This is a genomic window from Enterococcus timonensis (assembly GCF_900104595.1).
Taxonomy (GTDB): domain Bacteria; phylum Bacillota; class Bacilli; order Lactobacillales; family Enterococcaceae; genus Enterococcus_J; species Enterococcus_J timonensis.
This window is the reverse complement of the sequence record NZ_FNVY01000004.1, coordinates 623,781-646,067: the sequence shown is the minus strand read 5'-3', so window position 1 is coordinate 646,067 and position 22,287 is coordinate 623,781. Positions and strand designations below refer to the sequence as shown.

General features: G+C 38.9%; 18 protein-coding genes. 2 read left to right on the top strand and 16 right to left on the bottom strand.

Annotated features, from left to right (window positions below; genetic code table 11):
- Positions 1–35 precede the first annotated feature (35 nt).
- A complete protein-coding gene (locus BQ5341_RS07785; RefSeq protein WP_071131441.1) occupies positions 36–1,088 on the top strand; it encodes a YdcF family protein in 1,053 nt (350 codons plus the stop codon).
- A gap of 30 nt (positions 1,089–1,118) precedes the next feature.
- Here BQ5341_RS07785 and BQ5341_RS07780 read toward each other — a convergent pair whose 3' ends face one another.
- The 12 genes from BQ5341_RS07780 to uppS all read right to left on the bottom strand — a co-directional run bounded on the left by BQ5341_RS07780 (position 1,119) and on the right by uppS (position 17,269).
- Positions 1,119–2,342, bottom strand: a complete 1,224-nt coding sequence (locus tag BQ5341_RS07780) for a chloride channel protein (protein WP_071131440.1) — start codon at positions 2,340–2,342, stop codon at positions 1,119–1,121.
- Positions 2,343–2,430: 88 nt separating this feature from the next.
- Complete coding sequence (gene rbfA / locus BQ5341_RS07775; RefSeq protein WP_071131439.1) at positions 2,431–2,778, bottom strand: 30S ribosome-binding factor RbfA; 348 nt, start codon at positions 2,776–2,778, stop codon at positions 2,431–2,433.
- 11 nt (positions 2,779–2,789) lie between these two features.
- Positions 2,790–5,690: a translation initiation factor IF-2 gene (gene infB, locus BQ5341_RS07770; protein ID WP_071131438.1), complete on the bottom strand. Its 2,901-nt coding sequence runs from the start codon at positions 5,688–5,690 to the stop codon at positions 2,790–2,792.
- 12 nt (positions 5,691–5,702) lie between these two features.
- Complete coding sequence (locus tag BQ5341_RS07765; RefSeq protein WP_071131437.1) at positions 5,703–5,999, bottom strand: L7Ae/L30e/S12e/Gadd45 family ribosomal protein; 297 nt, start codon at positions 5,997–5,999, stop codon at positions 5,703–5,705.
- Positions 5,996–6,289, bottom strand: coding sequence for an RNase P modulator RnpM (gene rnpM, locus BQ5341_RS07760; RefSeq protein WP_071131436.1), 294 nt, complete (start codon positions 6,287–6,289; stop codon positions 5,996–5,998). The genes BQ5341_RS07765 and rnpM overlap by 4 nt, the downstream gene beginning before the upstream one ends.
- Before the next feature lie 21 nt (positions 6,290–6,310).
- Complete coding sequence (nusA, locus tag BQ5341_RS07755) at positions 6,311–7,531, bottom strand: transcription termination factor NusA (protein ID WP_071131435.1); 1,221 nt, start codon at positions 7,529–7,531, stop codon at positions 6,311–6,313.
- An 18-nt stretch (positions 7,532–7,549) separates the two neighbouring features.
- The gene (rimP, locus tag BQ5341_RS07750) at positions 7,550–8,023 is read right to left on the bottom strand and encodes a ribosome maturation factor RimP (protein ID WP_071131434.1); all 474 of its coding nucleotides are present in this window, start codon (positions 8,021–8,023) and stop codon (positions 7,550–7,552) included.
- Positions 8,024–8,223: 200 nt separating this feature from the next.
- Positions 8,224–12,552 (bottom strand): PolC-type DNA polymerase III, encoded by a 4,329-nt coding sequence (locus tag BQ5341_RS07745; protein ID WP_083378644.1) that lies wholly within the window; start codon positions 12,550–12,552, stop codon positions 8,224–8,226.
- A gap of 111 nt (positions 12,553–12,663) precedes the next feature.
- Positions 12,664–14,325, bottom strand: a complete 1,662-nt coding sequence (gene proS, locus BQ5341_RS07740) for a proline--tRNA ligase (RefSeq protein ID WP_071131433.1) — start codon at positions 14,323–14,325, stop codon at positions 12,664–12,666.
- Between the two features lie 11 nt (positions 14,326–14,336).
- Positions 14,337–15,611 carry an RIP metalloprotease RseP gene (rseP, locus tag BQ5341_RS07735; RefSeq protein WP_071131432.1) on the bottom strand — a complete coding sequence of 425 codons (1,275 nt, stop codon included), beginning with the start codon at positions 15,609–15,611 and terminating at the stop codon, positions 14,337–14,339.
- 69 nt (positions 15,612–15,680) lie between these two features.
- Positions 15,681–16,481, bottom strand: a complete 801-nt coding sequence (locus BQ5341_RS07730; RefSeq protein ID WP_071131431.1) for a phosphatidate cytidylyltransferase — start codon at positions 16,479–16,481, stop codon at positions 15,681–15,683.
- Positions 16,478–17,269 (bottom strand): undecaprenyl pyrophosphate synthase, encoded by a 792-nt coding sequence (uppS, locus tag BQ5341_RS07725; RefSeq protein ID WP_071131430.1) that lies wholly within the window; start codon positions 17,267–17,269, stop codon positions 16,478–16,480. Before uppS ends, BQ5341_RS07730 begins: the two co-directional genes overlap by 4 nt.
- Positions 17,270–17,474: 205 nt before the next feature.
- Between uppS and BQ5341_RS07720 the strand changes: the two genes are divergently transcribed.
- The gene (locus tag BQ5341_RS07720) at positions 17,475–17,906 is read left to right on the top strand and encodes a hypothetical protein (RefSeq protein WP_071131429.1); all 432 of its coding nucleotides are present in this window, start codon (positions 17,475–17,477) and stop codon (positions 17,904–17,906) included.
- A 41-nt stretch (positions 17,907–17,947) separates the two neighbouring features.
- Here the strand turns inward: BQ5341_RS07720 and BQ5341_RS07715 are convergent, their stop codons facing one another.
- The 4 genes from BQ5341_RS07715 to BQ5341_RS07700 all read right to left on the bottom strand — a co-directional run bounded on the left by BQ5341_RS07715 (position 17,948) and on the right by BQ5341_RS07700 (position 22,237).
- Entirely contained in the window at positions 17,948–18,466 is a 519-nt protein-coding gene (locus tag BQ5341_RS07715; RefSeq protein WP_071131428.1) for an adenine phosphoribosyltransferase, read from the bottom strand.
- A gap of 11 nt (positions 18,467–18,477) precedes the next feature.
- A complete protein-coding gene (gene recJ / locus BQ5341_RS07710) occupies positions 18,478–20,754 on the bottom strand; it encodes a single-stranded-DNA-specific exonuclease RecJ (protein ID WP_071131427.1) in 2,277 nt (758 codons plus the stop codon).
- 74 nt (positions 20,755–20,828) lie between these two features.
- A complete protein-coding gene (locus tag BQ5341_RS07705; protein WP_071131426.1) occupies positions 20,829–21,587 on the bottom strand; it encodes an ABC transporter permease in 759 nt (252 codons plus the stop codon).
- Positions 21,584–22,237 (bottom strand): ABC transporter ATP-binding protein, encoded by a 654-nt coding sequence (locus BQ5341_RS07700; RefSeq protein ID WP_071131425.1) that lies wholly within the window; start codon positions 22,235–22,237, stop codon positions 21,584–21,586. Before BQ5341_RS07700 ends, BQ5341_RS07705 begins: the two co-directional genes overlap by 4 nt.
- Positions 22,238–22,287: the final 50 nt, after the last annotated feature.

The following is a 22,287-nucleotide window of genomic DNA, read 5'->3' as shown; positions in this document are numbered from 1 at the left end:
TTTTTTTTGCTATACTAAACACACGAGGTGCATTTATGGAAAATTTTGTTTCTGGTCCGGCATTTTTATTGATTCCTTTGTTTTTTTTCTTATTATTCTTTTGGAATTGGCGGATTGAAAAACGACGAATCATTAACGGTTTATTATTCAATCTGTTTCTAGCAAGCTTGGCAATTGGTATCGGCGCATATGCTCTGACTAGCCAAAACAATCTGTTTTTTATATTAGTTGCCTCTGTTGGATTGCTCATTATTATCGCCGCGATTTTTGGTGTTTATGGCCTTATTGTTTTCCTCTTATGGAACGCGCGGCAAGTCTGGCGCCGAGAATCTCGCTCTTTAGGGAATATGTTAACTTTATTTTTAGGCTTGGGACTCATTTTATTTTTAATCATTCAAAATCTACCAATAAAGTATCCTGCTATTATTGAATCTAGTTTTCAATTAGTCAATGTGATTGGCGCCTATTTTTTATTTGTTTTTGCCAATTATTTTACCGTCAACGTTCTTTACCAGTTCAATCGTCCGCGTCTCAATCAAGATTTCATTATTGTCTTAGGTGCCGGACTAATCAATGGACAAACGGTCTCGCCCCTTTTAGCTGCTCGAGTGGATCGAGCGGTCAATTTTTATTTTAAACAATTAAATAAAACGGGCCAGGCGCCGACACTCATTATGTCTGGCGGAAAAGGAAATGACGAACAAATTTCAGAAGCTGCTGCTATGAAAAATTATGCGCTATCTAAAGGGATTCCAGCCGATTTGATTTTGCTTGAAGATCAAGCGGTCAATACTTTGCAAAATATGACCTTTTCTAAAAAAATTATTTTACAAAAGCATCCTGAACCAGTCCGCGTTATTTTTACTTCTAGCAACTATCATATTTTCCGAGCTGCCCTTGACGCTAGAGCGGTGGAATTAAAAGCGGATGGCCTAGGAGCTAAAACAGCCTTTTATTTTTTACCAAATGCTTTCTTGCGGGAATTTGCCGCCGTTATTCTTAAAAATAAAAAAAACCACCTAATTGTGGTGGCTTTTCTTATTGTGCTAACGATTTTAATTTTTTTATTGAATACTTACTTTAGCTGAGATATTAATCTTAGCTTTTTTTTTGCTATTTTATAAAGATTCTTCACCAGGAAAAATCTGGGCGCTATAAATACCCGCTTTTCCGGAAGCGAAAACAGCAATCACGGCTACCCACATAAAATACAAGGCATAATCGCCACCAAATAATTCAATTCCCATTAAAAAGCAGGCGACTGGTGCATTAGTAGCTCCAGCAAAAACGCCAATAAAACCAAGTCCAGCTAAAAATGGCACGCTGATTGCCAAAATCGGCGCCAGATTTGCGCCTAACGTTGCCCCGATTTCAAATAACGGCGTCACTTCTCCGCCTTGAAAGCCCGCCCCTAATGATAAGACGGTATAAAAAAGTTTGCCGACAAAATCTATTGCATGTTGCTGGCCAGAAAATGCATCCGATAATAATTCAGTGGACAATCCTTCGTAGCGTTGTCCTGACAACAAAAGAAAAAATAAAACGACAATAACCGCTCCTAAAGTTTGGCGTAAAACAGGATTTGGCCAAATTTTAGTATAGAATTTTTTCAAATAGCCAATGCTTTTAGCAAAAACTCGCGCCATCAAACCAAAACAAAGCGCCGCTAAAAATAATTTTCCCATTAACAAGAGTGAAAAATCCGGTGCTTGCCCCATAGCGTAATGCACATGGTTTGCTCCTAATGATAAAGTAACATAATTAGCTACCAGACTGGCAATCAGCGCCGGTAGTAAAGCCTCGCTGCGAATTTTTCCTACAACTAATACTTCTAAAGCAAAAATCGTTCCCGCAAGCGGCGTACCAAAAACCGAACTAAAACCCGCCGCCATGCCACTGGCAATTAACACCTCACGCTTAATGCCGGTCACATGAAAAAGACCGCTAAAAAAATCAGCGACACTGCCGCCCATTTGCACAGCTGTTCCTTCTCGACCAACAGATCCACCAAATAAATGAGTCGCTAAGGTGCCAAATAAAGTTAAAGGAATCAGACGCAACGGAATTTTTTCATTTCCACCATTGGCTTGACGAATTACTAAATTATTGCCACCGATGGCATTTTTGCCAAATCTAACGTACAAAAAACTAAAAATAAAGCCCACAACTGGTAAGCCCAATAAGAGCCAAGGAGAGCCGGAACGTATTTGGGTGACAAATTGTAAACTTGTTAAGAAGAAATAAGATAAAAATCCCATCACCACACCAACAAGACTACCTAAAAAAATCCATGTAACTAAATATTTCCCAGCTTTTTGCACTTCTTCAAGACTTTCTGCCATCAATTGAACCACCCTTTTTATTTCATCCATTAAATCTAGCACAAAAAAAATAAAAAACCAAGGAGGATTTCCTTGGTTTTTTATTTGATTATTCTTTATTCAAATTCCGGAGCAAATCGTCAATTTTTTCACCGTAAGCCACCGAACTATCTCTTTTAAAAATTAATTCTGGTGTTTTATAAATAGTCAAACGACTGCCGAGTTCTTTACGAATAATCCCGCTAGCTTTTTTAAGACCGGCTTGTACACGTTGATCATCACTTGCTAAATCAGACAACAAACTATAATAAATCGTTGCTTGTTGCAGGTCGCCAGTGACTTGAACATCAGTAATGTTTAAATCAGCTACCCGGGGGTCTTTGACATTTTTCCGTAAAATATCGGTCAGTTCACGATGAATTTCTTGAGCTACCCGACGATCACGATATTGAGCCATAATATTTCCTCCTAAGCTTTTTTAATTTCTACCATTTCGAAACCTTCAATCACATCATCCACTTGAAGCTCGTTGTAGTTTTCAATCATCGCACCACATTCAAAGCCAAGTTTCACTTCTTTGACATCATCTTTGAAACGTTTCAAGCTGGCAAGTTTCCCTTCAAAAATAACGATGGAATTACGAATCACTCGCACACCTGAATCGCGTTTAATTACGCCGTCAGTGACATAGCAACCGGCGATGGTGCCGACTTTAGACACTTTATATAATTCGCGAACAAGCATTTGTCCCGTGATTTTTTCTTCGTACTCAGGATCAAGCATCCCTTTCATAGCTGTTTCAATTTCGTCAATCACATTATAAATAATTTTGTGTAAACGAATATCCACTTCTTCAAGGTCAGCTTGCGCTTTTGCTTGTGGGGTTGGGCGAACGTTAAAGCCGACAATAATCGCATTGCTGGCTGCAGCTAAGGTAACATCAGATTCATTAATGGCACCCACTGCGGAGTGAACAATTTTCACCCGAACGCCTTCCACATCAATTTTTTGCAGAGAAGCACTTAAAGCTTCGGCGGAACCTTGAACGTCAGCTTTAATAATGACGTTCACTTCTTTTAATTCGCCTTCTTTAAGACTTTCAAATAAATTATCAAGTGTAACGCGACTCGTAACGGCACGATGTTCTAATAAGGAACGTTTTGCCCGTTCTTCACCAGCAGCCCGCGCTGTTTTTTCATCTTCAAAGACGGCAAAATGATCGCCTGCTTGTGGCACATCATTTAGTCCAGTAATTTCTACTGGTGTAGCTGGTCCAGCTACTTTTTCCCGGCGACCGGAAGCATTGGTCATTACCCGAACCCGACCAAAAGTGCTACCTACAACAATTGGATCACCGACTTTTAAAGTACCTTCTTGAACAAGTAAAGTTGCTACTGTTCCTTTTCCTTTATCAAGACGTGCTTCAATAACGGTTCCGATTGGACGCGCGGTAGGATCGGCTTTCATATCTTCCACTTCGGCTACAAGGAGAATCATTTCTAATAATTCGTCAATGTTTTGACCAAATTTAGCAGAGATATTCACAAAAATTGTGTCGCCACCCCATGCTTCTGGAATTAATCCATGTTCGGACAACTCTTGCATCACATGATCAGGATTAGCTCCTGGTTTATCGATTTTATTGACAGCGACGATAATTGGCACTTCAGCGGCTTTGGCGTGATTAATTGCTTCAATAGTTTGTGGCATCACACCATCATCGGCTGCGACAACGAGAATCGTAATATCAGTAATACTTGCGCCCCGTGCCCGCATAGAAGTAAAGGCAGCATGTCCTGGAGTATCCAAGAACGTAATTGGTTTGCCATCAATTTCAATTTGATAAGCACCAATATGTTGGGTAATTCCCCCGGCTTCACCTTGAGTCACGTGGGTATGACGCAAATTATCTAGTAAAGTTGTTTTACCATGATCGACGTGTCCCATAATAGTAACTACTGGTGGACGAGTTACCATTTTTTCAGGATTCAAATCATCATTTTCAAAGAATTTATCAATATCGGCAATATCTTCTTGAATTTTCTCTTGAGCGTTAATGCCATAATCAGCTGCTAACAGTTCAATCGTATCTTTATCCAATGGTTGGTTTTGGTTAACCATCACACCCATTAAGAATAATTTTTTAATGATTTCTGCTGGTTCGCGACGGATTTTCTTAGCAATATCAGCAACGTTCATGCCTTCTGTATATTCCAATACTTCAGGAAGTTCCCAGAATTTACGTGCTGGAACTGCTGGTTTATCGGATTCTTTTTGACGATTCCGTTTGCCTTTTTTGTTAAATTTATTATTTTTGTTGTAAGGATTATTGCCTCGGTTATTGCGAGAGTTGTAAGAATTCCCACTACCACCGCCGCGGTTAGCACTTTGATTTTGATTTTGGTTGCGGGTATTTTGTTGGCTACTAGATTGACTAGTGCGATTGTCGCTACTTCTAGTTGGTTGATTGGTGCGCGGTGCTTGATTGGTATTCGTTCCTTGGTTTGTTCTTGCCCCTTGATTGGTGTTAGAACTTTGATTTGAACGAGTCCCTTGGTTTGAACGGTTATCATTCGTCCGAGTTGTTCCTTGGTTTGAACGATTGCTCGTTGTTCCTTGGTTTGAACGATTATCATTCGTGCGTTGCGGACGGTTAGCCTGGTTGCTGGAATTTGTTGAAGTTGTGCTTGTATTTCCAGAAGTTGCCGGACGATTTTGCGTTTTATTTTGACTTGTTTGATTAGATCGGTGATCGCTTCTTCCTGATTGATTGCTATTAGAACGGTTCGTTCGATTGTCAGAAGTTGGCTTTGTTTGAGTGCTTTGGCTTGTTGAGCGCGGTGTAGTTGTTGCTTGAGTAGGCGTTTTTTCAACGGATTTAACTGTTGATTTTTCAGCTGTCTTAACAACTGGTTTTACACTACTTCCACTTTGTTCACTAACAGGTTTATTGCTAGGACGACTTTGTTTTTGATTTGGCCGCGTAGTGGAATAAGCATTGCTTGGTTTGGGTTGGAAACGACGGTGGACGGTACCTGATGTTTTATCAGCGGCTTTGTCCGTAACTTTATCAGTTGATTGTGTGCTAGTTCCTGTTACTTTTTCTTCATTATTATCTTTAATTTCTTTCATTTGACTCCTTTGTTGTGCTTTTTGATGTCCAGAATTACCCGGATTTTTTGCGTTGGTTTCGGTGGGGTTTTTGGCAAGTTTTGGTGTCAACGCGGCTCGTAATTTTTGTTCTTCGGCGTCACTAATAGAGCCCATGTGATTTTTAACATCCATGCCGAGTCCCTTCGCTTTTTCAACGACCACTTTACTTTCTTGATTGATTTCTTTGGCAAATTCGTAAATACGTTTTTTACCCATGCAATCACCATCCTAACCTTGTATTATTTCGTCCATTCGTTTACTAAATCCGGAATCAAGTAAGGCACAGACAAAGCGTTTTTTCCCAAGAGCGGCACTCAGTTGGTCAGAAGTATAAACCACCCGCAGCTCTATGTGATAAAAATTGCACTTGTCCCGAATATTTTTTTGCGTATTGTCAGAAGCGTCCGAACAAAGGAGGACGAGTTTTGCGTTTTGATTGCGAATATTTTGCAAGACCGTTTGTTCGCCACTGGCTAATTTTCCTGCGCGTTGAGCTAGGCCTAATAAATTTAATCCTAAATTCATTTGCCTAACAACTCTTTGCGCGCTTTTTGATGTTCCACGTAGGCCAATAATTCTTGATAAAAATCAGCGCTGACTTTCGTTTCTAATGCTTTATCAAGAATTTGCTTATCCCGAGCTTTTTTTACTAGCTCTGGGTTCAAAGAGACATAAGCGCCACGACCATTTATTTTACCTGTAGGATCAATTTCCACTTGGTTTTCTTGATTTTTAACGATGCGAACTAATTCTTTTTTAGGAAACATTTCACCGGTAACAATATCTTTGCGCATAGGAATTTTTCGTGGTTTCATGTGGACACTCCTTTAAAAAAATTATTCTTCTTCGTTTGTTTCTTGAGATTCAATAGCTTCAGTAACTGCAGCTACTTGATCTTCAACAATTTCATTTTCAACTAAATTTTCAGCAACTAATTCATCGGCTACTAATTCTTCATTAGCAACTTCTTCAGTAACTTCTTGGACCGCTGCTTCTTCGGCTTCGATTTGGGCATAAAAATCACCCATTTCAGATTCTGGTTTAATATCGATTTTATGATTAGTTAATTTAGCAGCCAGACGGGCATTTTGACCTTTTTTACCAATAGCTAGCGACAGTTGATAATCAGGAACGACTACTGTGCAAGCTTTAGGATTTTTAAGATCAAAAATGACATCGAGTACTTGGGCTGGATTTAAGGCATTTGAAATAAATTGGGCTGGTTCATCGCTATATTCTACGATATCCATATTTTCCCCTTTTAATTCATTCACAATGGCTTGCACCCGTTGTCCTTTTGGTCCCACACAAGTCCCCACTGGATCAACGTTAGAATCGTTTGATTTTACCGCCACTTTAGAACGGTCGCCAGCTTCTCGAGCAATGGAAACAATTTCTACCGTGCCATCGTAAACTTCAGGCACTTCTTGTTCAAACAAACGTTTCAACAAATCAGGATGTGAGCGACTCACAAAAACTTGCGGGCCTTTTGATGTATTTTCTACTTTTGTGACATAAACTTTAATCCGATCATGGGGGCGATAATGTTCGTTTGGCATTTGATCTTGTTTAGATAAAACAGCTTCAATTTTGCCTAAGTTCACATAAATATACCGATTGTCTAAACGTTCAACAATCCCCGACATAATGTCATTTTCATATTGTGAAAATTCATTATAAATAATGCTCCGTTCCGCTTCACGAACCCGTTGTAAAATAACTTGTTTAGCGGTTTGAGCCGCGATGCGTCCGAAATCTTTTGGCGTCACTTCAAAACGAATCGTGTCGCCAATTTCATAAGCGGCATTAATTTTTAAAGCATCTGCTAGACTCACTTCAAGTTGAGAGTCCATGACTTCTTCAGTCACTTCTTTAACGGAATAAATATGGATATTGCCTTTTTTTTGATCGAATTCTACGGCCACATTTTGCGCTTGCCCATAGTGACGTTTGTAAGCTGCAACTAAGGCGGCTTCCAAAGATTCAATTACAAATTCTTTAGAAATCCCTTTTTCTTGTTCCAGTTGATCTAGGGCATTTAACATTTCTTTTGACATGATGTTTCCTCCTACTTATTAAAACTGAATCGCTAGTCGTGCTTTGGCAATATTTTTATTGGGAATGGTTAGGTCTTTGGTGCGGGTTTTTTGTTTGACGCTTAAGACTAATTGATCAGCGCTGTAGGATTGCAAAATTCCATCCCATTGCTTTTGACCATCCATTGCTTCATACAAGGCCACATGAATAAATTCACCGATGGATTGTTCAAAATCGGCTGTTTTTTTAAGTGGACGTTCGGCTCCCGGAGAAGAAACTTCGAGAAAATAAGCTTGTGGGATGGGATCTGGATCCATTTGATCGAGTTTTTCTGACAAAAATTCGCTGACCTCGACACATTCTTCAATGTCGATGCCGCCTTCTTTATCAATAAAGACCCGCAAAAACCAATTTTTTCCTTCTTTGACAAATTCTAAGTCGGTTAAATAAAAATTTTTTTCTACTAGAAATGGCGTGACTAACTCCGTGACAGTTTCAATAACACTACTCAAGGATGTCCCCCCTTTAATAAAATTTGTTTTTCCATTAAAAAGAGTGAGCAAAATTTTGCTCACTCCCTTAACAGTATCATTTCTTTCATCATACTAGCATAAAAATTTGAAAAATGCAACCAAAGGCGCTGTTTTGGCGCTTTTACGCTTAACTAAAAATTTAAAATTAAAAAATATAAGTAACAAAACAGCAGGAAATTTTAAAAATCAAATAACGACAATTGATTTTCATCGGGTAAATCACTGACTACCCCTTGTTCAGTCATATAATCAATTAAAGTTTTGGAAACTTTTCCTCGAGTGGCCAAATCTTCTTTAGATAAAAACGGCCCGTCTTTGCGTGCTTCACAAATTTGATTGGCTACGTTTGTTCCTAAAGACGGTACAGCCCGAAATGGAGCAATTAAGGTGTCACCTTCAATAACAAAGTTTTGGGCGTCGGATTTGTACAAATCAATCATCCCAAATTTAAAGCCACGTTCCAACATTTCATTGGCGATTTCTAAGACGGTCAATAAATTTTTCTCTTTTGTGGAAGCTTCTAGACCTTTGTCATTAATTTCTTTCATTTTTTCTTTGACCGCATCTTTGCCTTTACACATAGCCACGAGATCAAAATCGTCGGCTCGCACAGAGAAAAAGGCACAATAATATAAAACGGGATAATAAACTTTAAAGTACGCTACCCGCAAAGCCATCAAGACATAAGCTGCCGCATGGGCTTTGGGGAACATATATTTAATTTTTAGACAAGAAGTAATATACCATTCCGGTACATTTTGCTGGCGCATTTCGGCTTGCCATTCATCAGGAATACCTTTTCCTTTACGGACGGACTCCATAATTTTAAAGGACAAACCATTATCCAAACCGGCATGCATTAAATACACCATAATATCGTCCCGACAACCAATTACTTTATCCAAAGTAGTTACTTTTTTAGAAATTAATTCCTCCGCGTTGCCTAACCAGACATCGGTTCCGTGAGAAAGTCCGGAAATTTGCAAAAGCTCGGCAAAAGTTGACGGATGCGTTTCTTCTAACATCCCCCGAACAAACCGCGTCCCAAATTCAGGAATACCTAGTGTGCCGGTGCGAGAAAAAATTTGCTCTTCGGTGACCCCTAAAACATCAGAACCGGCAAAAATTTTCATCACCGTGGGATCATCAGTCGGAATTGTTTTAGGATCGATGCCGGATAAATCTTGCAGCATCCGAATAACGGTAGGATCATCATGACCTAAAATATCGAGTTTCAAAATATTATCGTGAATCGAGTGGAAATCAAAGTGGGTCGTTTTCCATTCAGCATTGCGATCATCGGCGGGATATTGAATCGGCGTAAAATCATAGACATCCATATAATCAGGAATAACAATAATACCGCCGGGATGTTGCCCTGTCGTTCGCTTGACTCCAGTGGCGCCTTTCACTAAGCGATCTGTTTCTGCTTGGCGAAATTGCAAATCATGGTCCCGTTCGTACCCTTTGACAAACCCGTACGCTGTTTTTTCAGCTACCGTGCCTATCGTTCCGGCGCGATAGACATAATCTTCACCAAATAAAACTTTTGTATAATTATGGGCTTCTGCTTGATAGTCACCGGAAAAGTTCAAATCAATATCCGGTACTTTATCGCCGTGAAAACCTAAGAATGTTTCAAATGGAATATCATGGCCGTCTTTAAAGAGCCGAGCGCCACAATTAGGACATTTTTTTTCTGGCATATCAAAGCCTGAGCCATACGATCCATCAGTGAAAAATTCCGAATATTGACAATGAATACAATGGTAATGAGGTGGCAGTGGATTGACCTCGGTAATTCCAGTCATAGTCGCTACAAAACTAGAACCGACCGATCCCCGCGAACCAACTAAATAACCATCACTTAAAGATTTATGAACAAGTTTTTGGGCAATTAAATAAATCACCGAAAAACCATTGCCGATAATTGATTTTAATTCTCGTTCTAAACGCTTTTGCACAATATCTGGTAAAGGATCGCCATATAATTCTTTGGCCCGCACATAAGACAATTCGGTAATTTCTTCTTCTGAGCCGGGAATTTTTGGCGTATACAATTGATCTTTAACTGGCGTAATTTCATCGGTCCAACTAGCTACAAGTTGCGTATTGTCCACAATGATTTCTTTAGCCGTTGCTGGATCAAGAAAATCGAATTCTTTCATTAACTCTGACGTCGATTTGAAATACACTTCCGGCAAGCTATGACGATTCAAAGGATTAGCGCCTCCCATGGAACCAACTAAAATTTGGCGATAAATCGCATCTTCTGGATTTAAATAATGAACGTCGCCTGTGACAACGACCGGTTTATTTAATTCTTTTCCAATGGCAATCATATTTTCCATAATTTCTTCAAGATCGGCTTCATTTTTCACCAGCTCTTGTTCAATCAATGGTTGATAGGCCGCTTTTGGTTGAATTTCAATATAATCGTAAAAAGCAGCGCGTTTAGAAGCTTCTTCTTTTCCTTTTTGCATCATGGCTTCAAAAATTTCGCCGTCACTACAAGCAGACCCGACTAACAAGCCTTCCCGCAACTCAGTTAAAAGCGAGCGCGGAATCCGTGGCACGCGGAAAAAATAATCAATATTAGAGGCCGAAATTAATTTAAATAAATTTTTCAAGCCGGCTTGAGTTTTAGCCATAATAATCGCATGAAATGGCCGAGCCCTTTTGTAAGCATCACTTTGGCCGATATAATCATTTAACTGATCGTGGAAAATAATGCCGTGTTCCTCTTGGGCTTCTTTTAAAAAGAGCCAAGCCAAATGTCCGGTAGTTTCTGAGTCAAAGACGGCCCGGTGATGTTGTTCCAAATTAATGCCATATTTTTTAGCTAACGTGTTTAGACGATGAGATTTTAATTGCGGGTGTAAAAACCGCGACAATTCTAACGTATCTACTACTGGATTTAACGCTTCTGGCATTTGATGGCGTCCGTATGACGTATTTAAAAAACCCATATCAAAAGTCGCGTTGTGGGCCACTAAAATCGAATCTTTAGAAAATTCGGCAAAAAGCTGCAACACTTCTTTTTCCGGTTTTGATCCGTGAACCATTTCATCGGTAATTCCGGTTAGATTAATTGTCGTATTAGACAAACGATGTCCAGGGTCGATAAATTGTTCAAACGTATCAATAACGTTCCCTTTGTGCATTTTTACGGCGGCCAGTTCAATAATTGTATCGTAAACTGCCGATAGTCCAGTGGTTTCCACGTCGAAAACGACATACGTTGCATCAGACAAATTTAAATGTTCGAGATTATAAGCAATGGGCACCCCGTCATCTACTAAATTGGCCTCGACCCCGTACAAAATTTTCACGCCATGTTTTTTTCCAGCGGAATGGGCATCAGGAAAACTTTGTGCTCCACCGTGATCCGTAATGGCAATAGCCGTTTGTCCCCATTTGGCTGCTTGTGCTACATAATCACCAATCGGATTGGTGGCATCCATCTGTGACATATTAGAATGAAGATGCAGTTCCACTCGTTTGTCACCGTCAAAAGTATCCATCCGTTCTTTGTGTTTTACTGTTTGTAAATCAAAGGCATTGACGACAAGGTCGCGCATATATGTATCTTCTTGGACGGATCCCCGGACTTTAATCCACATATTTTCTTTAAGTGCGGCAAATACGGCTTCATCATTTTCATTGTTGGAGAATTTTTTCACTGAAAAACTCGAAGTATAATCCGTCATTTTTAAAGTCATCAGTTTCCGTTTGGAACGCAACTCTTTGACCTCAATGGCAAAAATAACCCCTTCAATCGTCACTCGTTTTTCTTCTTCTACAATATCTTTCATAGAAGTAACTATTTCACTGGCGGGAATTTCTTTACCTAATTGAATCGGACCTTTTAGCGGAGAAATTTCTTTTTTTGCCGCTGATTTTTGTTGATGCATTTCAAAGACAACTTGAGCATCTTTTTGCAACTGTTCTTCTTTTTCTTGCTTTTGTTCTTCAAATAAAGCCAGCATCCGCTGCGCTTCTTCTTCATCGACAAAAGGTTGAATGGTAAATTTTGGAAATCCAAAGTCTTGGTAATGTTGTTCAATTAGCGGTAAATATTGTTCTTTAATGTAAGCCAACATCCCGGAATTATCGATGGCTAATTTTACTTTGCTATTTTCTAACATCGGGGTAGCATTTTTTAAAGTTTCTCGCAAAACTGGCGTGTCACAAGCCTCACCATTGACGGCCAGCAGCCAGTAGTCGACTAATAATTCTTGGCTAAATTGTTGCTTTCGAGGTGTAATGGTGATTTTTACTTTAGCGATATCTTTAAAACCTAATTCTAATTGTTGCTTAAAATTCTGAAACAAATTCACCGGCAAAATTTCCGCCACTTCAATTGTAAAATGATACGTCTGGCTTTGGCGATGGACTTGAACTTTAGTTAAGAGCGCCTCTTGAAAAAAAACTTCCTCACTGGTTGGGATGACCAGTTGAATTTGTTCCAACAATTTGGTAAATAATTGTCCATTGGTTAATTCCATAATCGGCTCCTTTGCATAAAAAAGCGGGCATCAAATAAAAATGCCCACTTGTGTTTCGTTATGTTTATTATAACTTTTTTTGCCAAATTAGCAATGGGTCAAAAAGCCGAATTAAAATTGAGAGGCTGATAAAATGGGTAAAATTTCCATTAAATCTTCCTTTTTCACTTCGACTTTTTCGCCACTTTGGCGCAAAGTAATTTCTAAAATCCCTTCGCTAGCTTTTTTACCAATTACAATCCGAATCGGACAACCAATCAACTCGCTATCAGCAAATTTCACCCCAATATGTTCCGGCCGGTCGTCTACTAAATAAGAATAATCACTACCTGTTAATTGTTCTTCGACAAAAGTTAATAACTCCCCTTGCACTTTTTCAGCCAAATTTACTAATAAAATATGGACATCAAAAGGAGCGACCGCTTTGGGCCACAGGAGTCCTTTTTCATCATGATGTTGTTGGGCGATGACTTGGAGCATTTTGGAAATACCAATTTCAAAACAATTCATTAAAATCGGCTGCTTTTCAGCATTTTCATCGGTGTAAAAACCATTGAGCGTCTGGGCGTAAAAATCATCAAGCTTTAATAAATCCGCAATATCAATGCCTCGTAAAATTTCTATTTGACCGACGCCATCAGGAGCCGTATCGCCATCTTCGACTAAAAGAAAATCCGCCACCGCTTGCATCATGAAATCTCTTGGGGCATTCCCATGAAGATAATAACGATCCTCTTGATTAGCTCCATAAATGCCATTGGTTTGCTGAGCAATTGTCCGATCGGCGTAGATAACAAAATCAGTTTGGTCAATTGGCCCTAAAAAAGCTTGCGGACATGGTAAATTTTCAGCAGGGATTTTGCTAACTGTTTGGCCTAGAAAAAAGTTTTTTAATTTACTTTCATTAAGCGTGCGGTGAGCCGGGAGCAAAATCAATACTTTTTGGTCGTCTATTTGGTACGGCCAAGCTACAATCGGCGTGAGCTCTTTTGGTAATTCACTGGTTGTGACAACTTGCAGTTCTTCTTCTTTAACATGCGTTATTTTTTCTGAAAAATAATTCGTGGCCAGCTGTCGATTTACTAAATAATCGCCTACACTGGAGCGGGCAATTTCCACAGATCCAATATCTGTTAAAGCGACAAATTGTTTGGCCAGTCCACCTTTTAAAATACTATTTTCTGAAAGAACGGACAAAGCAGTAATTCCGCAACTTTGAAAAATATGATTAAAACTTCCTTCAAAATGATTGAAGACCGTTTGTAAAGACTCAGACGTTGCTTGAAATGAATAAGCTGCTGCCACCAAAAATTCCCGCGCTTGAAACAAACCGTGGCGCACTTTTTGGTCGTCGCGAAATTTTGTTTGCACATGAAATAAAGTCAATGGAAAACGTTTATAAGATAATCCTTCACCGAAAACGACACTGGCAAACAAGGCTTCAGCACTAGGACTTAGTACAAATTGTCGCTGGGCGCGATCATTAATCATAAATAATTCTGGCGATAAGGTGTCTAATTGACCACTTTTTTCTAAAATATCAGCCGGCATTAAATAAGGAAAATCCACTTCTCCGGCTTGCTCTTTAGAAAAATTTTCCCGGATAATTTTTTTTATTTTTTCTAAAACAAGAAAGGCCAATGGTAAGTAAGCATAAACGCCTGCAGCCACTTGCCGGATAAAACCCGATTGAATCAAGAGCTGATGAGCATCGGTTGTAATATCCTTTGGGGTTTGGCGTAAGGTCGGAATAAATAATTCACTTTGGCGCATAATTTCCCTCACTATTTCATAAAGTAGCGACTAATGTCGTTGAAGGTGACTAAAATCATCAATCCAAACATAAAAACAAAACCAATTAACGTGACAATGCCTTCTTTTTCAGGGCTTAAAGGTTTGCCTCTAATGCCTTCAATGACATTTAACACAATTTTTCCACCATCTAATGCTGGAATTGGCAATAAATTCATAATGCCGAGATTCACTGATAAAATCGCCATCAACGCTAAAATTGTTGTGAACCCACTTTGCGCGGCTTGAGAGGAATATTGGAACATCATTACCGGTCCGCCTAATTTATCTAAAGAAAAATCAGTCAAAAGCGATCCTAGTACTTTAAAAATGGCCAAGGAATTGTCAATAAATAAATGAAAACCCCCCGATAATTTACTCGTAAGATCTGTTTTCAAAGGAGCGGCGACACCCATTTTGCCAACCACGACGCCATCTTGTTCCACTGGTTCTGGAATTAGCGTGACTTCTTGTGTTTGACCATTGCGCTGGACAGTTAGCTGTAATGGGGTATCAGGAGATTGCGAGACGATGGCCGTTAAATCTTGCCAATCGGTAATTTTTGTTCCATCGATTGCTGTGATGGCATCATTTTCCTTTAGACCCGCTACTTCAGCGGCGGAATTGGCTTGAATTTCGCCAACTAAATTTGTATTCGTGACTTGCACGCCCCCTTGGATAAAGACCAAAGCGATAAATAAGACGAGCGACAAAATAAAATTATTTAAAGGTCCAGCAAAATTCACTAAAATTCGTTGCCACACTTTTGCACTTTGCATTTGCACATCAATCGGCGCAATCCGAATTTCCGTCCCATCTTGTTCAATAATCGTCGCGTCATGAGCGACTGGATAAGTAAATACTTGTTCTCCTTGTCCATAAACAAAACCAGATATTTTTAAATCTTTTTCTAAATCCGCATTCGTCACTTCTAGTGGCAGCGCGTCGGTGAGTTGAATTTTATCGGATAAATTAATCCGTTGCACTTTTTCATCTTTTAACACTAGCCCCACATTAGAGCCCGCCGGTAAAGTATTTTCATCTTCACCCCAGCCGGCCATTCGCACATACCCGCCTAAAGGAAGCCAACGAATCGTGTAAGTGGTGCCATTTTTTTGGCGAGAAAAAATTTTAGGTCCCATTCCTACAGAAAACTCCCGCACTAAAATGCCGGATTTTTTCGCAAAATAAAAATGACCGAACTCATGAAAAATGACTAAAACGCCAAAGACAAAAATAAACGTCACAATGGTACTTGCAATATTCATAAAAACCTCCTAAAAATTAATAAAACTTATGAAAAAGCGACGAAACGATAGCCGTCGCTTACATTCATTTTAAAATAATTGAAAAAGATGCATCATGGGAAATACAAACAGCAGTGAATCAAAGCGATCCAAAATGCCGCCGTGTCCTGGTAAAATATTTCCAGAATCTTTTTCGTTGTAATGGCGTTTAATCGCTGATTCCACTAAATCACCAAACTGACCGACAACTGAAAAGACAATCGTCAATAAAAATAAATAAGTACTTGGCATGCCAAAAAATTCTTTCCCTGGATAAATCAACAAGTAAATAAAAGCAACTACTAAGGCACTGACTACACCGCCAATTGCCCCTTCCACCGTTTTATTAGGTGAAATTTCTGGCCACAATTTGTTTTTTCCCATTTTTCGACCAATCATATAAGCTCCAATATCCGTCGCCCAAACAATAAATAAGGCAAAAAGTAAAACATGCAAACTTTCTTGACGGGCTTGGACAAGATAATGAAACCCGGTGCCCACATAAAGACTGGCTAATACAGGAAACGCTGCTTCATCAAGTGTATATAAATTTTTTGAAATCACTTGGGCGGCTAAAAGAACCATCACAAAAAAGTAAAATAAGCTGTAATTCACCACTTCATTTGGTAAGAATGTCAGCCAATCACTTAAAGGTAAGACCAAAGTTAACGTCGCCAAAAGTGCCACGATTCCTTCAAAGCTCCATAAAGTTAAACCTTTCATTTTAAAAAGTTCGTACAAACCGACCCCAGCTAATAAAGCCCCCATCAGTTCCATATAAAGGCCGCCTAAAATAATGACAGGAATAAAAATAGCCAGAGCGACTACTGCTGTAATCACACGTTGTTTCATTTTTTCTCCTCCTTCAATCCGCCAAAGCGCCGATTGCGATTTTGAAAAGCACCGATGGCTTCTTGCAAATGTTCTTGATCAAAATCAGGCCAATACGCTTTAGTAAAAAATAATTCACTGTAGGCTAATTGCCACAATAAAAAATTACTAATCCGTTCTTCTCCACTAGTGCGAATCACCAGTTCAGGATCTTGAAACTCCACTGGTAAAATAGCCGTCATTAAATGTTGACTAATAACGTCTTCATTAATTTCGTCGATTTGTAATTGGTCGTCTTTTGCTTGTTGGGCAATTTCTTGAACTGCGGTTACAATTTCAGCGCGACTTCCATAATTTAGGGCAAAATTCAAAATCATGCCGCTATTATTTTTCGTCTGTTCAATGGCGTTAAAAACTGCTTGTTGGGTCGCTTCTGGTAAAAATTCTGTATAACCCATCACTGTTACCCGGACATTTTCTTTAATCAGTTCGGGCACAAAGACATCAAAAAAATCTACCGGCAGCTGCATTAAATAATTTACTTCATCGGTGGGCCGTTTCCAATTTTCTGTCGAAAAAGCATATAAAGTCAAAACTTTAACGCCAAGATGACTGGCTACTTTAGTAATACTTTTAACATTTTCCATGCCCTCTTTATGGCCGGCCACTCTTGGAAGCCGTCGATTCTGCGCCCAGCGACCATTGCCGTCCATAATAATCGCCACATGTTTTGGAATCACACCTTGAGCATCAAAATCATGTTGGTGCGCGTGCAAATATTTTTCCTTCTGTGGGAAAATGCGAAACATCTTGTTTCCCCCTTCTTCTTGACAATTCATTCATATTATAACAATATCGTACCAGAAAACCTACAAAAATTGATGAAATTCAGAAAATCCGAAAAAAATATTAATTTTCTACCCTAAAAAATCCAAAAACACGGCCAATTCCCCCAGTTTTCCCCTTTTAAAATAAAGAAACAATTGTTATACTACAAAGCAAGGAGGAGTTAAAATGAAAAAAATATTAGCTTTTACAGTTTTAGGTTTGAGTTTATTGGCTCTAGGCGGTTGTGGTTCAAAGATTACCCAAAAAGATTTGCAAAAAAATGATTGGCAAACCGTAATGGAAGAAGACGACACCCAACTGACTATGAAAACTAGTTTCACTGATTCAACCATGACCATGACCCCAGAACTTGACGAAATGGATACCGAAGATTTAGGAGATTTAGGCGAATTGGGCGAAGATTTTGCGCAAGAATTGTTGGCCATGATGGTCTTTGAAATCGACTATAAAATCGACGGCAATAAGATTCATTTAGAAAGTGAAGATCTTGACTTAGATGACGATTTTACTATGAAAAAAGACGGAAAAAATATTATTTTTAAAGCTTCAGATGCCGATGAAGACGTCGATGAACTAGTTTTAGAACCTGCTAAATAAAAAAAAGAGCGCACTCGCTGATGAGTGTGCTCTTTTTTTTTTTAAAATTCCATTAAAGTTAGAACTTCATATTTATCTTGGTTGATTTTATTTTTCCCGTGGAGATCTTTTAAAGCAATCAAGAAAGCACAACCGACTACAATCCCACCCAGTTTTTCAACAAGTTCAATCGTAGCTGCAATGGTTCCACCGGTAGCTAGAAGATCATCACAAATTAAAACCCGTTGGCCAGGTTTAATCGCGTCTTCGTGTAAAGTCAACGTGGCATGACCATATTCCAAAGCATAGTCTACTTCGACAGTTTTACGAGGTAATTTTCCTTTTTTACGAGCAGGAGCAAAACCGACCCCTAACTCATAAGCCACTGGACAGCCCACAATAAATCCGCGTGCTTCCGGTCCAACAACCATATCGATATTTTTTTCTTTGGCATAATCAACGATTTGTTTCGTCGCTTCACGATACGCCGCACCGTCAGCCATTAATGGGGAAATATCGCGGAAAATAATCCCGGGTTCTGGATAATCTGGAATGCTCGCTACATAATCTTTTAAATTCATAAAGTCCTCCTTCACTTCAGCCAGTCGGCAATCGCCGCTACTGGAGCATAAAGTAAAAATTCTTCTGTTTTCATTTGTTGTTGATATTTTTGATAACTTGGGCTCGTTGTTAAATCATGCGCTACTGGATTAGCCACCGGATTTAACAAGCCGTCCTCTATTGTAACAAAATTTAATTCAAAAAACACCTGAATAATTAAAATTAAATTTTTTTCAGAAATTTTTAAAAATTGAGCCACTTGCGGCACCTTATGACGCACGTCCAAATTTTTTTGTTGTTGCAAAAATTTAAAGACTTGCGAAAAAACAGTCCGCGTTGGTAAACCATTTAAATAAGCTTCTTCAAAACTGTATAACCAAAGAAAAATTCGGGTGGGTGCTAATTTTTTTAAAATTTCTTGCGCTAGTTGTAAATCAGCCGGACAGTCGGCCATTACTAAATTATCAGCAGCAGCAATTGGCGTAATATGATTAAGATCAATCACCGATTGGTCTTCTAGTTGCAAACGTTTTTTGTTTTTAGCATTAAAAATCAAATAACGCGTCTTGCCTGTTACATGTGGCAGGCGATTTTTTTGACTGCGGTAATCAAAGATTTGCTCACCAGAAATACCAAAGTCGACTAACATAAGTTGAATTTTGCTCGTTCCATTCCACTCATTAAGGCTAATATTTACTAAGAGATCCACCGGCTGATTGTTGGTAAATTCTAGCACTTGATCGCCTTTGCCAAAACCTAACACATCCACCGGGTCACCTGATAAATTAGCTAATTGAAATTTCAAATGCGTCCCATCGCCAATTGTTTTAGCATTTTCTACCGTTTGATTATTCAACTGAACGAACGGGCGCTTATGTTCTGTGCCAAATGGACCAAAAAGAGTTAATGTTTGGTAAAAACTTTTAGAAATTTTATCGATTGGCTCTAAAAAAGCGACTTTAACTACTTCTTTCACTTCTTGCCTTTTCACTTGAGAAAAAGCTTCAATCATCGCCGACTTAAAAGCTGCCAAATTTTCCACTGGCAATGAAAAACCAGCTGCCGCATGATGTCCACCAAAGGCACTAAATAATGATTCGTGCTGCCTTAACGCTTCATAAACATTAAATTGATCCACACTGCGGGCTGATCCTTTTGCTATTCCCGTTTCTAAATTCAACGTTAGAACAAAGGCCGGCGCATTTTTTTCTTGTAATAATTTTCCCGCGACAATGCCTAAAATTCCTTCATGCCAATTGTCTCCAGCGGCAAAGGCAATTGAATCGTCAGGCGTTAATTGTCCTAGCGCAGTTTGGGTCAAAGAGGCTACTAGTTCTTTGCGTTGATTATTTGTTTCATCAATTTTTAAAGCCATCGCCTTGGCTTCGTCAAAATCAAACGTCGATAATAGCTCAACGCCTAAACTTGCATCGTCCAAGCGACCTAAAGCATTTAAGCGGGGCGCAATTTGAAAACCAATATCTTCTTCATTCACTTTTTCGGCGTCTAATTTCGCCACTTGAAAAAGGGCTAGTAACCCCACCCGATCAGAATATTTCATTTGCGCTAATCCTAATTGAACTAAGGTGCGATTTTCTCCGGTCATTGGTACCAAGTCAGCAATCGTCCCAATCGCCACTAGTTCTAATAATTCAGTTGGAATTTCTTCTAACAGCGCACAAGCCAATTTAAAACTAACGCCCACGCCGGCTAGTTGGCCAAATGGATACGCCCCACTTGGATGTCTAGGATGAACAATCGCCAAAGCATCTGGTAAAACTTCTGGCAATTCATGGTGATCGGTTACTACTACATCGACTCCGGCATTTTTTGCATAGGCAATCGCTTCGTGACCGGCCACACCATTATCAACAGTGATAATTAAGCCGACACCAAAATTAATAAATTCTTGGTAAACCCGAAGATTCGGTCCGTAACCATCTTTAAAACGATTGGGCAAATAATAAACGACATCGCCACCTAATGTTTCAATGGCTTCTTTTAAAACAGTCGTACTAGTAATTCCGTCGGCGTCGTAATCTCCATAAATTAATATTTTTTCTTGATTTTCAATGGCTTGACGAATCCGATTCACCGCTTTTTCCATATCAAATAATAAATAGGGATCTAATAAATCAGCTAACGTCGGCTGAAAAAAAATCCGTAAGTCTTCGTCTGTTTTCAAACCGATTTGCCAAGCATATTGAGCAAATTCTGCACTAACCCCAAATGGCGCTAATTGTTTTTCATAGTTTTCAGGAATAGTTTCTTTTTCCAGTAGCTCCCACTGATACTTTGTCTCTTTCACGGCTCCACCTCCGGATATTTATTTTAATTTTTTCAATTCAGTAAACTTGTTTCACGCAAAAAAAAGATTGTCTTTCAGTTTTTTAATTGTTTACTTGCTGTGTAAAATTCTTTATACGCCATATAACTTGCAATTACAGAAGCAATACTCGTTGTTGATAATAACATAAAGGTAACCATAATTTGATACTTTATGGCATCTGTCGGATCAACACCTGCAAACATTAAGCCAGACATCATCCCAGGCAAACTAACAATTCCGATTGTTTTTGCAGACTCAATTGTGGGCAACATCCCTGAGCGAATACTGTCACGAACAATGCTAATCGAGGCTTGTTTTAAATTTGCTCCTAAAGATAACATTTCTAGTACTTGTTGCCGCTGATCTTTGAATTTTGCATTTAAGTTTCGATAACAAATTCCAATAGCAATCATTGAATTACTGGCAATCATGCCGGATACTGGAATAACTTGTGAAGGAATAAATAAAACCGATCCCGATAAGATCAACACAACTAACGTAAGACTAGTTGCTGATAATATAGCAATAAATGATATTTTAAAAGCATTTGCTATGCCATTGCTTTTCTTACCGGCCGTATATGACGCGTTAAAAATAATAACTAAAACAAGTGCTAAGGTCAAAACGACATTATTTAATTTAAAAACGTAGCCTAATAAATAACCGACCGCCACTAATTGAACCACTGCGCGAACGACACTAATTAAAATATCTTTACCTAAGCCTAATTTCTCTTTATAAACAACAATAAGTGCTATTCCCACCAGAGCCGTTGCAAATAATAAAGATACATTATTAATAGCTAAGTTCATTTTGCTTCCTCCACTACTCCATTAATTAAGCGAATCATACGATTTGAAGATTGAATCTCTTGCGCATTATGGGTGACCCAAACTATAGTGAGTCCTTGCTTTTGATTTAATTGATGGATTAAAGAACGAATAATTATCTGATTTTCTTCATCCAGGGCGCTGGTCACTTCATCGAGCAATAATACTTTAGGCATAAACAACATATTACGAATCAATGCTACTCTTTGTTTTTCCCCGCCAGATAATGAATTGACCGATTTCGTGAGATACTCTTTTTCTAGGCCAACGCTTTTTAAAGCAGAAAAAGCTTTTTCTTGGTTGAAAGTCTGGTCTCTAATTTCAAAAGGAAATGCTAAATTATCTTTTACTGTTTCTCCAAAAAGAGTTGCCGTTTGAAAACAGTACGAAACTTCTTTTCGGTAAGCAGTCGGTTCATACTCTTCAATGGATTTATTTTGATAAAATAACTGACCTTCAGTCGACGACAACATTGTGGCCATAATTTTTAATAACGTACTTTTACCACTTCCAGATGGACCTGTAATCGTTAAAAATTCTCCTGGTTCAATCGCTAGATTAATCCCTTTTAAAATAGTTTTACCATCTACTTCATATCCTAAATCTATGGTTTTTATTAGTGGTATCTCCATGAATTTTCCTCCTCGAGTTGTTCACGAGTTGATTTCATAAAAATTGGCTC

Bases quoted from the DNA above. Each gene is read 5' to 3' on its own strand.
- BQ5341_RS07785 (WP_071131441.1), top strand. From the start codon at position 36: ATGGAAAATTTTGTTTCTGGTCCGGCATTTTTATTGATTCCTTTGTTT.
- BQ5341_RS07780 (WP_071131440.1), bottom strand. From the start codon at position 2,342: ATGGCAGAAAGTCTTGAAGAAGTGCAAAAAGCTGGGAAATATTTAGTT.
- rbfA (WP_071131439.1), bottom strand. From the start codon at position 2,778: ATGGCTCAATATCGTGATCGTCGGGTAGCTCAAGAAATTCATCGTGAA.
- infB (WP_071131438.1), bottom strand. From the start codon at position 5,690: ATGGGTAAAAAACGTATTTACGAATTTGCCAAAGAAATCAATCAAGAA.
- BQ5341_RS07765 (WP_071131437.1), bottom strand. From the start codon at position 5,999: ATGAATTTAGGATTAAATTTATTAGGCCTAGCTCAACGCGCAGGAAAA.
- rnpM (WP_071131436.1), bottom strand. From the start codon at position 6,289: ATGAAACCACGAAAAATTCCTATGCGCAAAGATATTGTTACCGGTGAA.
- nusA (WP_071131435.1), bottom strand. From the start codon at position 7,531: ATGTCAAAAGAAATGTTAAATGCCCTAGATCAACTGGAACAAGAAAAA.
- BQ5341_RS07745 (WP_083378644.1), bottom strand. From the start codon at position 12,552: ATGGAATTAACCAATGGACAATTATTTACCAAATTGTTGGAACAAATT.
- proS (WP_071131433.1), bottom strand. From the start codon at position 14,325: ATGCGCCAAAGTGAATTATTTATTCCGACCTTACGCCAAACCCCAAAG.
- rseP (WP_071131432.1), bottom strand. From the start codon at position 15,611: ATGAATATTGCAAGTACCATTGTGACGTTTATTTTTGTCTTTGGCGTT.
- BQ5341_RS07730 (WP_071131431.1), bottom strand. From the start codon at position 16,481: ATGAAACAACGTGTGATTACAGCAGTAGTCGCTCTGGCTATTTTTATT.
- uppS (WP_071131430.1), bottom strand. From the start codon at position 17,269: ATGTTTCGCATTTTCCCACAGAAGGAAAAATATTTGCACGCGCACCAA.
- BQ5341_RS07720 (WP_071131429.1), top strand. From the start codon at position 17,475: ATGAAAAAAATATTAGCTTTTACAGTTTTAGGTTTGAGTTTATTGGCT.
- BQ5341_RS07715 (WP_071131428.1), bottom strand. From the start codon at position 18,466: ATGAATTTAAAAGATTATGTAGCGAGCATTCCAGATTATCCAGAACCC.
- BQ5341_RS07705 (WP_071131426.1), bottom strand. From the start codon at position 21,587: ATGAACTTAGCTATTAATAATGTATCTTTATTATTTGCAACGGCTCTG.
- BQ5341_RS07700 (WP_071131425.1), bottom strand. From the start codon at position 22,237: ATGGAGATACCACTAATAAAAACCATAGATTTAGGATATGAAGTAGAT.